General features: G+C 55.6%; 12 protein-coding genes and 1 riboswitch. Of the genes, 8 read left to right on the plus strand and 4 right to left on the minus strand.

The features are described from left to right. The first annotated feature begins 35 nt into the window (after positions 1-35). Entirely contained in the window at positions 36-1721 is a 1686-nt protein-coding gene (gene hutU, locus OGY13_RS02950; protein WP_079934633.1) for a urocanate hydratase, read from the plus strand. A 1-nt stretch (position 1722) separates the two neighbouring features. Beyond that, the gene (gene hutH, locus OGY13_RS02955) at positions 1723-3243 is read left to right on the plus strand and encodes a histidine ammonia-lyase (protein WP_048226039.1); all 1521 of its coding nucleotides are present in this window, start codon (positions 1723-1725) and stop codon (positions 3241-3243) included. A 95-nt stretch (positions 3244-3338) separates the two neighbouring features. Here the strand turns inward: hutH and OGY13_RS02960 are convergent, their stop codons facing one another. Beyond that, entirely contained in the window at positions 3339-3815 is a 477-nt protein-coding gene (locus OGY13_RS02960) for a kinase inhibitor (RefSeq protein ID WP_008784178.1), read from the minus strand. Positions 3816-3872: 57 nt separating this feature from the next. Next, entirely contained in the window at positions 3873-5162 is a 1290-nt protein-coding gene (gene bioA / locus OGY13_RS02965; RefSeq protein ID WP_213752083.1) for an adenosylmethionine--8-amino-7-oxononanoate transaminase, read from the minus strand. A 76-nt stretch (positions 5163-5238) separates the two neighbouring features. On the opposite strand from bioA, the gene bioB reads away from it, so the two are divergent. The 4 genes from bioB to bioD are packed head-to-tail and all read left to right on the plus strand — an operon-like array spanning position 5239 to position 8863. Next, complete coding sequence (gene bioB / locus OGY13_RS02970; protein ID WP_008784180.1) at positions 5239-6279, plus strand: biotin synthase BioB; 1041 nt, start codon at positions 5239-5241, stop codon at positions 6277-6279. Beyond that, positions 6276-7433 (plus strand): 8-amino-7-oxononanoate synthase, encoded by a 1158-nt coding sequence (gene bioF / locus OGY13_RS02975; RefSeq protein WP_213752082.1) that lies wholly within the window; start codon positions 6276-6278, stop codon positions 7431-7433. The genes bioB and bioF overlap by 4 nt, the downstream gene beginning before the upstream one ends. Then, positions 7417-8172 (plus strand): malonyl-ACP O-methyltransferase BioC, encoded by a 756-nt coding sequence (bioC, locus tag OGY13_RS02980; protein WP_213752081.1) that lies wholly within the window; start codon positions 7417-7419, stop codon positions 8170-8172. The genes bioF and bioC overlap by 17 nt, the downstream gene beginning before the upstream one ends. Next, a complete protein-coding gene (gene bioD, locus OGY13_RS02985) occupies positions 8165-8863 on the plus strand; it encodes a dethiobiotin synthase (protein ID WP_057066503.1) in 699 nt (232 codons plus the stop codon). The genes bioC and bioD overlap by 8 nt, the downstream gene beginning before the upstream one ends. On the opposite strand, the gene OGY13_RS02990 is transcribed toward bioD, so the two are convergent. Next, on the minus strand, positions 8829-9551 hold the full coding sequence (locus OGY13_RS02990; protein WP_008784184.1) for an ABC transporter ATP-binding protein: 723 nt from the start codon (positions 9549-9551) through the stop codon (positions 8829-8831). The genes bioD and OGY13_RS02990 overlap by 35 nt on opposite strands. 768 nt (positions 9552-10319) lie before the next feature. Between OGY13_RS02990 and uvrB the strand changes: the two genes are divergently transcribed. After that, a complete protein-coding gene (gene uvrB / locus OGY13_RS02995; protein ID WP_213752080.1) occupies positions 10320-12341 on the plus strand; it encodes an excinuclease ABC subunit UvrB in 2022 nt (673 codons plus the stop codon). Positions 12342-12435: 94 nt separating this feature from the next. Here the strand turns inward: uvrB and yvcK are convergent, their stop codons facing one another. Then, entirely contained in the window at positions 12436-13344 is a 909-nt protein-coding gene (yvcK, locus tag OGY13_RS03000; protein WP_100272734.1) for a uridine diphosphate-N-acetylglucosamine-binding protein YvcK, read from the minus strand. Positions 13345-13673: 329 nt separating this feature from the next. Next, positions 13674-13819, plus strand: a riboswitch (molybdenum cofactor riboswitch). On the opposite strand from yvcK, the gene moaA reads away from it, so the two are divergent. After that, a complete protein-coding gene (gene moaA, locus OGY13_RS03005) occupies positions 13807-14796 on the plus strand; it encodes a GTP 3',8-cyclase MoaA (protein WP_032934386.1) in 990 nt (329 codons plus the stop codon). Its footprint overlaps the riboswitch before it by 13 nt. The last annotated feature ends 1 nt before the right edge of the window (position 14797 follow it).

The raw sequence follows: 14797 nt of genomic DNA on the forward strand, positions 1-14797 counted from the left end.
CTTATCTATCCGACGTTCGCGAGGAGTTTTCTGTCATGTCCCATAGCAAATATCGTCAGCAGGATATTCGTGCCCCACGCGGCACCACCTTAACGGCCAAAAGCTGGCTGACCGAAGCGCCGCTGCGCATGTTAATGAATAATCTGGATCCCGATGTGGCGGAAAATCCGCATGAGCTGGTGGTATACGGTGGGATTGGCCGCGCCGCGCGGGACTGGGAATGTTATGACGCCATCGTCAACGCGCTGACCAAACTGGAGACCGATGAAACTCTGCTGGTCCAGTCTGGTAAACCGGTAGGCGTATTCAAAACTCACGACAACGCACCGCGCGTGCTGATTGCCAACTCCAACCTGGTGCCACATTGGGCTACCTGGGAACACTTCAACGAACTGGACGCCAAAGGGCTGGCGATGTACGGCCAGATGACCGCCGGAAGCTGGATCTACATCGGCAGCCAGGGCATCGTGCAGGGGACTTATGAAACCTTCGTTGAGGCCGGGCGTCAGCATTATCAGGGTAACCTCAGCGGACGCTGGGTGCTGACCGCCGGGCTGGGCGGCATGGGCGGAGCACAACCGCTAGCCGCTACACTTGCGGGTGCGTGTTCGCTGAACATTGAATGCCAGCAAAGCCGAATTGATTTCCGTCTGCGTACCCGTTATGTCGACGAGCAGGCGACATCGCTTGACGATGCGCTGGCGCGTATCGACAAATACACCCGCGAGGGTAAAGCTGTGTCCATTGCGCTGTGTGCTAATGCCGCCGACGTTGTGCCGGAACTGGTGAAGCGCGGTGTGCGCCCGGATATGGTCACCGACCAGACCAGCGCCCACGATCCGCTGCATGGTTATCTGCCGTGCGGCTGGAGTTGGGAAGAGTATCAGGCAAAAGCGGTGTCCGATCCCCACGGCACGGTGCAGGCGGCGAAACGTTCAATGGCAACGCATGTCGAAGCGATGCTGGCGTTTAGCAAAATGGGCGTACCGACGTTTGATTACGGTAATAACATTCGCCAGATGGCCAAAGAGATGGGCGTGGAAAACGCCTTTGATTTCCCCGGCTTCGTACCTGCTTATATTCGCCCCCTGTTCTGTCGCGGCATAGGCCCGTTCCGTTGGGTGGCACTGTCAGGCGATCCGCAGGATATTTATAAGACAGATGCCAAAGTGAAAGAGATCGTTGCTGATGATAAGCACCTTCATCACTGGTTGGATATGGCGCGTGAGCGGATCAACTTCCAGGGCTTACCAGCGCGTATCTGCTGGGTCGGCCTGGAGTGGCGACAAAAGCTGGGGCTGGCGTTTAATGAGATGGTGCGCAGCGGTGAAGTATCTGCGCCGATTGTTATTGGCCGTGACCATCTGGACTCCGGTTCTGTTGCCAGCCCAAACCGCGAAACAGAAGCTATGCGCGACGGTTCAGACGCCGTATCCGACTGGCCGCTGCTGAACGCGCTGCTTAACACCGCCAGCGGAGCGACCTGGGTGTCGCTGCATCACGGCGGCGGGGTTGGCATGGGCTTCTCTCAGCATGCCGGGATGGTGATTGTTTGCGATGGCACCGATGAAGCCGCGGCGCGCATCGCCCGAGTCTTACATAACGATCCGGCTACCGGGGTGATGCGCCACGCCGACGCCGGGTATGACATTGCGGTGGAGTGCGCCGTTGAAGAAGGGCTGAATTTGCCAATGATTGCTGCGACGCAGGAGAAACGCTGATATGAACACCATGACACTCACGCCGGGCCAACTGAGTTTTACCCAGCTACGTGAAATCTGGCAGCAGCCGGTCAAACTGAACCTGGATGCCGGGGCGATTGATGCAATCAACGCCAGCGTCGCCTGCGTCAATAATATTGTCGCTGAAGGCCGTACGGCGTATGGCATTAATACCGGCTTTGGCCTGTTGGCTCAGACCCGTATCGCCACGGAAGATTTGCAGAATTTACAGCGTTCGCTGGTGCTTTCGCATGCGGCAGGCGTTGGCGAGGCGCTGGATGACGCAATGGTTCGCCTGATTATGGTGCTGAAAATCAACAGCCTGGCGCGTGGGTTTTCCGGCATTCGTTTGAGCGTGATTGAAGCGTTGATTGCGCTGGTGAATGCCGAGGTGTATCCACTGATCCCGGCGAAAGGGTCGGTGGGCGCATCGGGCGACCTGGCGCCGCTGGCACATATGTCGTTGACGCTACTGGGCGAAGGTAAAGCGCGCTGGCAGGGGGAATGGCTCCCGGCTACCGACGCGCTGAAAAAGGCCGGACTGGAGCCGATCACGCTGGAGGCGAAAGAGGGACTGGCGCTGCTCAACGGCACTCAGGCTTCCACCGCCTTTGCACTGCGCGGGTTAATTGAAGCTCAGGAACTGTTTGCGTCTGCGACGGTGTGCGGGGCGCTGACCACAGAAGCCGTGCTGGGCTCCCGTCGTCCGTTTGACGCCCGTATTCATGCCGCGCGAGGGCAGCGTGGGCAGATTGATGCCGCAACGCTATACCGTCATGTGTTGACCGACTCCAGCGCGCTTTCGCAGTCGCATCATAACTGTGAAAAGGTGCAGGACCCGTATTCTCTGCGCTGTCAGCCACAGGTGATGGGGGCATGTCTGACACAAATGCGCCAGGTGATGGATGTTCTGCTGGTTGAAGCCAACGCGGTTTCCGACAACCCGCTGGTGTTTGCCGAAGAGGGCGATGTGATCTCCGGTGGGAATTTCCATGCTGAACCGGTGGCGATGGCGGCAGATAATCTGGCGCTGGCGATTGCGGAAATCGGCTCGTTGTCAGAGCGGCGCATTGCGCTGATGATGGACAAACATATGTCGCAGTTGCCGCCGTTCCTGGTGAAAAATGGCGGGGTTAACTCCGGCTTTATGATTGCTCAGGTAACCGCCGCCGCGCTGGCGAGCGAGAACAAAGCGCTGGCGCATCCGCACAGCGTGGACAGCTTGCCGACCTCCGCCAACCAGGAAGATCATGTTTCTATGGCTCCGGCGGCGGGGCGCAGACTGTGGGAGATGGCAGCAAATACGCGCGGTGTGATTGCCGTGGAGTGGCTGGCGGCGTGTCAGGGGATTGACCTGCGTGAAGGGTTAACCTCCAGTCCGTTGCTGGAGCAGGCGCGACAGGCGCTGCGCGAGCAGGTTGCCCACTACACGCAGGATCGCTTTTTTGCCCCGGATATTGAGTGCGCGACCGAGTTGTTAGCGCAAGGAACGTTGCTGCAATTGCTGCCTGAATTTCTGTAGAAAATTGCCTGATGTCGACGCTGACGCGTCTTATCAGGCCCACGGTCTGCTTTGTAGGCCGGATGAGGTGAAGCCGACATCCGGCACAACACAGCTTAGCTAAACATCGCCGTAATCGAGGCGCTGGCGAGCGAGTGGAAATGGACGTTAAATCCAACCATCGCGCCGCTGGCACCTTCATCGACATCAATACGCTCCACATCCAGGGCGTGAACCGTAAAGATATAGCGGTGGGTTTCGCCCTTCGGCGGCGCAGCGCCGCCATAACCGGCTTTGCCAAAATCTGTACGGGTCTGAATCACCCCATCCGGCAGCGCAACCAGCCCGGAGCCGAATCCTTGTGGGAGTACGCGGGTATCAGCCGGCAGATTTACCACCACCCAATGCCACCAGCCGGAGCCGGTTGGCGCATCAGGATCAAAGCAGGTCACGACAAAGCTTTTGGTTCCTGCGGGTACGTCATCCCACGCCAGGTGGGGGGAAATATTATCCCCGTCATACCCCATGCCGTTAAAGACGTGGCGATGCCCAAGTTTATCGCCATCGCGCAAATCGTTACTGATTAGTTTCATGCTGACTCCTCTCGTTAGCCAAAAAGTGTAGCCAGAAACCGTAGAGCTTACCGCTGATTAATCGCTAAAAAATGTTGCATTGCGCACAGCCTCGTTCACGGCCTGCGTCAGACGACGCAACTGATCGGGCTGGATGATGTACGGCGGCATCAGGTAGATGAGCTTGCCAAACGGTCTTATCCACACGCCCTGTTCGACAAAGAACTTCTGTAACGCTGCCATATTCACCGGATGGGTGGTTTCGATGACGCCAATGGCGCCGAGCACGCGTACGTCCGCAACCCAACTGGAGTCCGCCGCCGGGGCGAGTTCTGCCCGCAGCTGCGCTTCAATGGCCGCTACCTGCGCGCGCCACTCGCCGGTTTCGATTAACGACAGGCTGGCGGAGGCGACGGCGCAGGCCAACGGATTGCCCATAAAGGTCGGGCCGTGCATGAAGCATCCTGCTTCACCGTTGCTGATGGTTTCCGCAACCTGGCGGGTGGTGAGGGTTGCAGAAAGGGTCATCGTTCCGCCGGTTAACGCTTTGCCCAGGCATAAAATGTCCGGAGTGATGTCGGCATGCTCGCAGGCAAAAAGCTTGCCTGTACGACCAAATCCGGTGGCGATTTCATCAGCAATCAGCAGGATCCCTTCACGGTCGCACATCTTACGGATGCGTTTTAACCATTCGGGATGATACATGCGCATACCGCCAGCGCCCTGTACGATTGGCTCTAGGATCACTGCCGCAATTTCGTGGCGATGCGCGGCCATCAGACGGGCAAAAGGCACCATATCCAGTTCGTCCCACTCGCCGCCCATGCGGCTTTGTGGGGCTGGGGCAAACAGGTTCTCCGGCAGGTATCCCTTCCACAGACTGTGCATTGAGTTGTCAGGATCGCAGACCGACATCGCGCCGAAGGTATCACCGTGATAACCGTTACGAAATGTCATGAAACGCTGGCGGGGTTCACCTTTAGCCTGCCAGTATTGCAGTGCCATTTTCATTGCAACTTCTACGGCGACCGACCCTGAATCTGCGAGAAAAACGCACTCCAGCGCCTCTGGGGTCATCGCCACCAACTGGCGGCACAGCGCAATGGCCGGGGCATGGGTAATGCCGCCAAACATCACATGCGACATGGCATCAATCTGCGTTTTCATCGCGGCGTTCAGCTGTGGGTGATTGTAACCGTGGATTGCCGCCCACCAGGATGACATGCCGTCAATCAGCTTCTCACCGCTGGCTAAGATCAGTTCGCAACCTTCGGCACGCGCCACCGGATAAACCGGCAACGGGGAGGTCATGGAGGTGTATGGGTGCCAGATATGGCGTTGGTCAAACGCAAGATCGTCCGTTGTCATAATCGACTTGTAAACCAAATTAAAAAGATTTAGGTTTACGAGTCTACACCAAACTAACAACGAAACGTATACCAATATGGCTCATTCTTCTCGCTGGACAATGTCGCAAGTCACCGAATTATTTGAAAAACCACTGTTGGATCTGCTGTTTGAAGCGCAGCAGGTTCATCGTCAGCATTTCGATCCGCAGCAGGTACAAGTTAGTACGCTGCTGTCGATTAAGACCGGTGCTTGCCCGGAAGATTGCAAATACTGCCCTCAAAGCTCCCGCTATAAAACCGGTCTGGAAACAGAACGGTTGATGGAGGTTGAACAGGTACTGGACTCGGCACGTAAGGCGAAGCAGGCCGGTTCAACGCGGTTTTGCATGGGCGCGGCGTGGAAGAACCCGCATGAGCGCGATATGCCGTACCTGGAACAAATGGTTCAGGGCGTGAAAGAACTGGGGCTGGAAGCCTGTATGACGCTGGGCACGCTGGACGAATCTCAGGCCCAGCGCCTGGCCAATGCGGGTCTGGACTACTACAACCACAACCTCGACACCTCGCCGGAATTTTACGGCAATATCATCACCACCCGCTCGTACCAGGAGCGCCTGGATACGCTGGATAAAGTGCGCGAGGCGGGCATTAAAGTTTGCTCCGGCGGGATTGTTGGGCTGGGTGAAACGGTGACCGACCGCGCGGGTCTGCTGCTACAATTAGCGAATCTGCCGACGCCGCCGGAAAGTGTGCCGATCAACATGCTGGTGAAAGTGAAGGGCACGCCGCTTGCCGATAACGACGACGTAGATGCTTTTGATTTTATTCGTACTATCGCCGTGGCGCGTATCATGATGCCGACCTCATACGTGCGTCTTTCTGCCGGGCGCGAGCAGATGAACGAACAAACCCAGGCGATGTGCTTTATGGCCGGGGCCAACTCGATTTTCTACGGCTGCAAACTGCTGACCACCCCGAACCCGAACGAAGATAAAGATTTGCTGTTATTTCGCAAGCTGGGTCTTAACCCGCAGCAAACGGCGGTACTGGCGGGCGATAACGAACAGCAACAACGTCTGGAGCAGGCGCTACGTACCCCGGATACCGACGATTACTACAACGCGGCAACCGTATGACCTGGCAGCAAAAAATTGACGATGCGCTAACAGCGCGTCGTAGTGCTGATGCGTTGCGTCAGCGCTATGCGGTGACGCAGGGTGCCGGTCGCTGGCTGCAGGCCGACGGTCGCCAGTATCTGAATTTCTCCAGCAACGACTACCTCGGCTTAAGCCACCATCCGCAGATTATCTGCGCGTGGCAGCAGGGCGCTGAGCGTTTTGGCGTCGGCAGCGGCGGCTCGGGCCATGTCAGCGGTTATTCCGTTGCTCATCAGGCGCTGGAAGAAGAACTGGCGCAGTGGCTCGGCTATTCCCGGGCGCTGTTGTTCATCTCTGGTTTTGCCGCCAATCAGGCGGTCATTGCCGCACTGATGGGAAAAGATGACAAGATTGTTGCCGACAGGCTCAGCCATGCCTCGCTGCTGGAGGCTGCCAGTCTTAGCCCTGCCGTGTTACGTCGCTTTACTCATAACGACTCGCAACATCTGGATCGTCTGCTGACAGCCCCCTGTCCGGGGCAGCAGCTGGTGATCACCGAAGGCGTGTTCAGCATGGATGGCGACAGCGCGCCGCTGGCAGAAATCCACGTGGTGGCGAAACGGCAGGGCGCGTGGCTGCTGGTGGATGATGCGCATGGGATTGGCGTAAGCGGTGAGGAAGGGCGTGGTTCGTGCTCCCGACAGCAGGTGAAACCTGAGCTGTTGGTGGTGACATTTGGCAAAGGGTTCGGCGTCAGCGGTGCGGCGATCCTGTGTTCTGATAGCGTGGCCGATTATCTGCTGCAGTTTGCCCGTCATCTGATCTACAGCACCAGCATGCCGCCAGCCCAGGCTCAGGCCTTGCGCGCCGCGCTGGCGGTGATCCGCAGCCGCGAAGGCGATGAGCGCAGAGAAAAGCTGGCGATGCTGACCCAGCGTTTTCGCGCAGGGGTGAATACTACGGATTTGACGCTGGCACATTCAGACAGCGCTATTCAACCGCTGATCGTTGGCGACAATCATAAAGCCTTGCAACTGGCACAGACGCTACGGCAACAGGGGTGCTGGGTGACGGCGATTCGTCCACCGACGGTGCCGGTTGGGACGGCCAGGCTGCGGATTACGTTGACCCAGGCGCATGAAGTCCAGGATATCGACAACTTACTGGAGGTGCTGCATGGCGCAGGTCAATAAGCAGGCGATTGCCGCTGCGTTTGGTCGCGCGGCCACACACTATGAGCAACATGCGGAGCTTCAGCGTCAGAGCGCCGATGCGTTACTGGCACAACTCGATGGCCGGGCGTTCTCACGGGTTTTGGACGCGGGCTGTGGGCCTGGGCGTATGAGTCGCTACTGGCGGGAGCAGGGGAGCGAGGTCTGTGCGCTGGATCTGTCGGCGCAAATGCTTACGCAAGCGCAGCGTCACGATGTCGCCCATCACTATCTGCTGGCGGATATCGAAGCCATTCCGCAGGCCGCTGCCACTTTCGATCTGGCCTGGAGCAATCTGGCCGTGCAGTGGTGCAACGACCTGCGCGGCGCGTTACGCGAGCTATACCGGGTGGTGCGTCCTGGCGGGACGGTGGCGTTTAGTACGCTGGCGCAAGGGTCGATGCCGGAACTTCGTCAGGCGTGGAGAGCGGTTGATGATCGGGAGCACGCCAATCGTTTTTTACCCGTGGAGCAACTGGAAAACGCTCTGTGCGGCTGGGACGTTGAATACCAGTCTCATGCCGTCACGCTGTGGTTTGACGATGCGCTGAGTGCCATGCGCTCGCTAAAGGGCATTGGCGCGACGCATTTGCATGATGGACGTGAGCAGCGTGTGCTGACCCGCTCGCAGTTGCGCCAGTTACAGCTCGCCTGGCCCTGTCAGCAGGGTAAATATCCGCTGACCTATCATCTTTTTTTGGGAGTAATTCAACGTGACTAACACATATTTTGTCACCGGGACGGACACCGAAGTAGGTAAAACTATCGCCAGCTGTGCGTTGCTTCAGGCTGCGGGACAGCTGGGGTTGCGAACGGTCGGCTATAAGCCGGTGGCGTCAGGCAGTGAAATGACGGCTGAAGGTCTACGAAACAGCGATGCGCTGGCTCTACAGCGCAACAGCGTTGTGGCAGTGGATTATGCGGCCATCAATCCGTATACCTTCGCCGAACCTACCTCACCGCATATCATCAGTGCTGACGAAGGACGCCCCATTCAGGCTTCAGTGATGTCTGCGGGTTTACGCTTGCTTGAAGAACAAGCTGACTGGGTATTGGTGGAAGGCGCAGGCGGATGGTTTACGCCACTTTCACCAACGCTGAGTTTTTCTGACTGGGTAAAAGCGGAACAACTGCCGGTGATTCTGGTGGTTGGCGTTAAGCTCGGTTGTATCAATCATGCCATTTTGACCGCCCAGGCGGTGCAACAGGCGGGGCTGACGCTCGCCGGATGGGTTGCCAATGATGTGCTGCCACCCGGCAAGCGTCATGCTGAATATATGGCGACGCTAAAGCGTGCGCTTGCGGCTCCGCTATTGGGGGAAATTCCCTGGCTGGCAGAAGAGCCGGAACGAGCATCGACTGGTCGTTATATCGATCTTAGCGTTTTGTCTCTGGCATCCACCAGTCGTTGATTAGCGGGTCGCTGAATTGTGTTATTTGTCCTTGAGCCACGTTGCGTCCACGATGTAACAAGCAATAGCAGTCGGCGACCCGACGAATGAACGGCAGGCTCTGCTCCGCGAGCATAATGGCGATGCCAAGCTCCTGGCTTAGCCTCACAATCAGATTCCCCAGTTTGTGGATATACGCCTGGCCACTTCCTCGCGTCGGCTCATCGAGGATCAGCAGGCGCGGGCGAGTGACCAGCGCACTGGCGAGTGCAAGCTGGTGCTGATTTTCCTCTGACAATGCCACCCCTTTGGCCTGACGCAGTACAAACAGCTGCGGAAACAGGCGGTAAATATCGCTGCTGTTCATCGCTTCGCTTTCCTCGACCGCCTGGCGCGCAATGTGCAGATTTTCCTCTACCGTCAGCTGCGAAAAAATTCGCCGTTCCTGTGATACACAGTTAATACCCAGCGCAATGCGCTTTGCCGCCGGAATCTGAAGCAGATCGCAAGGTGGTGCGCCAGCCTGATGCCAGAACATGGTTCCGCTCTCAATCGGTAAATTGCCGATGATGCAATTGGCCAGCGTGGTTTTTCCCATCCCTGGAAGACCCAGCACGGCGGTACATTTGCCGGGCAACAGGTCGAGATCGACATCCCAAAGCGAGTGTTGATTACCGTAATAGTGATTCACTGCACGAAGACTCAACATAGATTTCTCCCTCATGATGATATCCGCCTCGCGGGCTGATGGTCGGGAGAAAACTGCAAATCTCTTGCCAGAAGCGGAATTAGGGGAAAATACAGCAGAATAGCGTATTGAGCGGGTTGCGGTATCCGGCTTGTTGTGGATGAGCGCCGCAGTGTGCACATTGTCAGTGCCTGGTGGCGTTGTGATGGTGCAGGCAGGAAAATGATGAAAATGCGAGCAAGATCTCGGCCATCCCAGGTCGCTTCGTTAGCTGATAAATATCAAAAAATAGCGATAATTTTTTTTTATCCCACCAGAAAAGATCATCAGGACGTTTTTGCCAGGCTACAGTCCGTACGGGCTGGAGGCAGTTATCCACTATTCCTGTGGATAACCTTGTGTATTAGAGTTAGAAAACACAAGGTAAGCGAGAGAAGACGCGGCCTGCGACTAAATTGATGCGAAAGACGGCTTGAGATAATAGTCATTAAATTACAGTGTGTTAGATAAATGCAATGGCTGTCGCAGAAGTGTCATGTGTTGCCACAAAACTTTCATCGGGTAGCTTGACAAATGTTAAAAAAGTCATTGGTTTGGGGATAACACATTTTTGCTGGTGTTTTATCTTGCCTGCGGACAAATTTTAGCCTGTAGTCACGGCCATTTTGCTGGCGTAACAGAAATATTCTGGCGCGTTACTGTTTTTTCATCCAGTATATTTTACTGGCAAAATATACTGCTGCGAGTAAAATTACACACCTGCCCGCCCATTGCTTCAGGTAGCTGCTCATGAGTAAACCGTTCAAACTAAATTCCGTTTTTAAACCCTCTGGCGATCAGCCTGAGGCGATACGTCGCCTGGAAGAAGGTCTGGAGGATGGTCTGGCGCATCAGACGCTGCTGGGGGTGACGGGGTCGGGGAAAACATTCACCATCGCGAACGTGATTGCGGACCTACAGCGCCCTACCATGGTGCTGGCCCCCAATAAGACGCTTGCCGCGCAGTTGTACGGTGAGATGAAAGAGTTCTTCCCGGATAACGCGGTGGAGTATTTCGTCTCCTACTACGACTATTATCAGCCGGAAGCCTACGTGCCAAGTTCTGACACCTTCATCGAGAAGGATGCTTCGGTTAACGAACACATTGAGCAGATGCGTCTGTCAGCAACCAAAGCGTTGCTTGAGCGACGGGATGTCGTCGTCGTGGCGTCGGTTTCCGCGATTTATGGTCTGGGTGACCCGGATCTATACCTGAAAATGATGCTGCACCTGACGGTGGGGATGATTATCGACCAGCGCGCGATCCTGCGTCGTCTGGCGGAGCTGCAGTATACCCGCAACGATCAGGCATTCCAGCGCGGGACCTTCCGCGTGCGCGGTGAAGTGATCGACATATTCCCGGCGGAATCTGACGACATCGCGTTGCGCGTGGAACTGTTTGATGAAGAGGTCGAACGTTTGTCGCTGTTTGACCCGCTTACCGGGCAGGTCGAATCCACTATTTCGCGCTTTACCATCTACCCTAAAACGCACTACGTGACGCCGCGCGAACGTATTGTACAGGCGATGGAAGAAATTAAAGTTGAGCTGGCAGAGCGGCGAAAAGTCCTGTTGGCAAATAACAAACTGCTGGAAGAACAGCGCTTAAGTCAGCGTACCCAGTTCGATCTGGAAATGATGAACGAGCTGGGTTACTGCTCGGGGATTGAAAACTATTCCCGCTATCTGTCCGGGCGTGGTCCGGGCGAGCCGCCGCCGACGCTGTTTGATTACCTGCCTGCCGATGGCCTGCTGGTGGTGGATGAATCTCACGTGACTATCCCGCAAATTGGCGGCATGTATCGCGGTGACCGGGCGCGTAAAGAAACCCTGGTCGAATACGGATTCCGTCTGCCGTCTGCGCTGGATAACCGTCCGCTTAAATTTGAAGAGTTTGAAGCGCTGGCCCCGCAAACCATCTACGTTTCGGCGACGCCGGGCAACTATGAGCTGGAGAAATCCGGTGATGATGTGGTCGATCAGGTAGTAAGACCGACCGGCCTGCTGGATCCGGTCATTGAGGTGCGCCCGGTGGCGACGCAGGTTGACGATCTGCTATCTGAGATCCGCACCCGTGCGGCGATTAACGAACGTGTGCTGGTCACCACGCTGACCAAACGGATGGCGGAGGATCTCACCGAGTATCTTGAAGAGCACGGTGAACGGGTGCGTTATCTGCACTCTGACATCGATACCGTGGAACGTATGGAAATCATTCGTGACCTGCGTCTGGGCGAGTTTGACGTGCTGGTGGGTATCAACCTGCTACGTGAAGGTCTGGACATGCCTGAGGTCTCCCTGGTGGCGATTCTGGACGCAGACAAAGAAGGGTTCCTGCGTTCTGAACGGTCACTTATTCAGACCATCGGTCGTGCGGCGCGTAACATCAACGGTAAGGCGATTCTCTACGGCGATAAAATTACCGCCTCTATGGCTAAAGCGATTGGTGAAACCGAACGTCGCCGTGAGAAGCAGCAGCTCTATAACGAAGAACACGGTATTACGCCGCAGGGGCTGAACAAGAAAGTGGTCGATATTCTGGCGCTGGGTCAGAATATTGCGAAGACCAAAGCGAAAGGCAAAGGGAAGTCACGCGCAGGCGCGAAGTCTGAGGTTGTCGAACTGGATATGACGCCAAAAGCGCTGCAGCAGAAGATTCACGAGCTGGAAGGGCAGATGATGCAGCACGCGCAGAATCTCGAATTTGAAGAGGCCGCGACAATCCGTGACCAGTTGCATCAGTTGCGCGAGTTGTTTATTGCGGCATCGTAAGACGGTGTCGGATGCGGGGTAAACCCCTTATCCGACCTACGGGGTAGATTGCGTCTTGTAGGCCAGATAAGCGAAGCGCATCAGGCAAATCCGTTCAGCCCAGCGCCTGCACTGCTTTCTCCAGCGCACTATGCAATAGCTGGCGGTCATGGCGGTAGGGAATATCGCTGGCTTCCAGCACTTCCTGGATCACAACGCGGTCGGTAACGGCGGAAGCATCCACTTTCGGCCCCACAACCACCGCATCAATCACTTTCTTCCCGACGTACTGTTCAATAATGGCCAGCTTATCGCTAAGCGTCAGGCTGGCTGCTGGCAGGCTTAATTCGCGCCCAAGATTGCCTATGTAGACCATTGGAGCCGGTGTGCGACGTAATGCCTGTGACATTTCATCGAGTAAAAGAATCGGCATCAGGCTGGTGTAAAAACTGCCGGGGCCTATCAAAATTAAATCCGCTTCAGCGATAGCCTCAACGCCCTCCCGTGTAGTCGGGACTTTTGGCGAAAGCATCAGTTCCTGAGGTGGGACGGTGAGCTGATCGATATTCACTTCGCCATAAACTTCGTGCCCCTGGTCATCAATGGCCATCAGATCCACCGGCAGCTCCGACATCGGAATTAAATGTGCGTCAACTTTCAGCAGGCTACGAATTAAATTGATAGCTTCCAGAGGCCGCACGCTGAGGTGATCGAGCGCCTTTAACATTAGATTTCCGAGGTTATGCCCGGAAAGTTCGCCATTACCGCCAAAACGATACTCAAACATAGCGGATGCAACGCTGGGTTGGGTAATTAACTGGTTCAGACAGTTACGCATGTCTCCCCAGGCAATCCCTCCTTCAGAGCGACGAATACGACCTGTCGACCCGCCGTTATCGGTGGTGGTGACGATACCCGTCAGGCGGGAACCTAATGGGGAAAGAGAGGAGAGAACGCGTCCTAATCCATGCCCTCCGCCGAGAGCGACAACGCGGTCCAAATCTGCCAGCGTGCGAGTGCGCATATATTTTCCTGATATCAATTGATCGGCGCTACAGTAACGTAAATAGCGTGTTTTCAGCAATTATCCAGTCGGCATCTGCCGTAATTTTTTTCTGCGATCTACTCCTTTCTGACGACACTCACCTGATGGCAAGATGATGTATATCAATGCAAAACTGTGATTTTTGCTTATTCTGTAGCGAAATTGCACGATCATGTCGCTATATACATATTTATACAGCGAAAGTGTACATGGCAAAAGCGCCATTTACACGCTAGTATCGGCATAACCACAAAGTACTCTTAAAAATTTGAGTTGCCGTAAGCCAACGCATCTGCAACTCGAAGTATGATGAGTATAAACACTCTAGCCTCTGCACCTGGGTCAAATGATACGGTGCTTTGGCCGTGACAAGACTTGAAAAAGTTTGTCACCAGGGCGCAGGAAGAAATGACTACGTCTCCCGTATTTGGAAAGGTGTACATGGGCTCTCAACTTACCGATGCTTTCGCACGTAAGTTTTACTACTTACGTTTGTCGATTACCGATGTGTGTAACTTTCGTTGCACCTACTGCCTGCCGGATGGCTATAAGCCCGGCGGGGTCACCAATAACGGCTTTTTAACCGTTGATGAAATTCGCCGTGTCACGCGTGCGTTCGCCAGTCTGGGAACGGAAAAAGTGCGTCTGACGGGGGGCGAACCTTCACTGCGTCGCGACTTCACTGACATTATCGCCGCCGTGCGCGAAAACGACGCCATTCGCCAGATTGCGGTAACCACCAATGGTTATCGTCTGGCGCGCGATGCCGCCGCCTGGCGCGATGCCGGACTGACCGCGCTCAACGTCAGCGTCGACAGCCTCGACGCCCGTCAGTTTCACGCCATTACCGGACAGGACAAGTTTCAGCAGGTGATGGCGGGCATTGATGCCGCCTTTGATGCCGGTTTTGAAAAAGTGAAAGTCAACACCGTGCTGATGCGCGACGTAAACCATCATCAACTGGACACCTTCCTGGCGTGGATCCAACCTCGACCAATCCAACTGCGTTTTATTGAACTGATGGAAACGGGCGAGGGCAGCTCTCTCTTCCGTAAACACCATATTTCCGGACAGGTACTGCGCGATGAGCTGCTGCGTCGCGGCTGGATCCACCAGATCCGACAGCGTAGCGACGGCCCGGCTCAGGTTTTCTGTCATCCTGATTATGTTGGCGAAATTGGTCTGATCATGCCTTATGAGAAAGACTTCTGCGCCACCTGTAATCGTCTGCGCGTTTCCTCTGTCGGCAAGCTTCATCTGTGTTTATTTGGTGAAGGCGGCGTAAGCCTGCGTGATTTGCTGGAAGACGATGCTCAGCAACCGGCGCTGGAAGAACGTATTTCAGCCGCGCTGCTGGAGAAAAAGCAGACCCATTTCCTGCATCAGAACAATACCGGTATTACGCAAAACTTATCTTACATTGGCGGCTGAT

It is taken from the genome of Citrobacter sp. Cpo045, assembly GCF_030332875.1.
Classification (GTDB): domain Bacteria; phylum Pseudomonadota; class Gammaproteobacteria; order Enterobacterales; family Enterobacteriaceae; genus Citrobacter; species Citrobacter portucalensis.

What these genes read in the sequence shown, in the direction of transcription:
- bioA (WP_213752083.1), bottom strand. Translation starts at nt 5,162, where the DNA reads ATGACAACGGACGATCTTGCGTTTGACCAACGCCATATCTGGCACCCA.
- bioC (WP_213752081.1), top strand. Translation starts at nt 7,417, where the DNA reads ATGGCGCAGGTCAATAAGCAGGCGATTGCCGCTGCGTTTGGTCGCGCG.
- uvrB (WP_213752080.1), top strand. Translation starts at nt 10,320, where the DNA reads ATGAGTAAACCGTTCAAACTAAATTCCGTTTTTAAACCCTCTGGCGAT.
- hutU (WP_079934633.1), top strand. Translation starts at nt 36, where the DNA reads ATGTCCCATAGCAAATATCGTCAGCAGGATATTCGTGCCCCACGCGGC.
- hutH (WP_048226039.1), top strand. Translation starts at nt 1,723, where the DNA reads ATGAACACCATGACACTCACGCCGGGCCAACTGAGTTTTACCCAGCTA.
- bioB (WP_008784180.1), top strand. Translation starts at nt 5,239, where the DNA reads ATGGCTCATTCTTCTCGCTGGACAATGTCGCAAGTCACCGAATTATTT.
- OGY13_RS02960 (WP_008784178.1), bottom strand. Translation starts at nt 3,815, where the DNA reads ATGAAACTAATCAGTAACGATTTGCGCGATGGCGATAAACTTGGGCAT.
- OGY13_RS02990 (WP_008784184.1), bottom strand. Translation starts at nt 9,551, where the DNA reads ATGTTGAGTCTTCGTGCAGTGAATCACTATTACGGTAATCAACACTCG.
- moaA (WP_032934386.1), top strand. Translation starts at nt 13,807, where the DNA reads ATGGGCTCTCAACTTACCGATGCTTTCGCACGTAAGTTTTACTACTTA.
- bioF (WP_213752082.1), top strand. Translation starts at nt 6,276, where the DNA reads ATGACCTGGCAGCAAAAAATTGACGATGCGCTAACAGCGCGTCGTAGT.
- yvcK (WP_100272734.1), bottom strand. Translation starts at nt 13,344, where the DNA reads ATGCGCACTCGCACGCTGGCAGATTTGGACCGCGTTGTCGCTCTCGGC.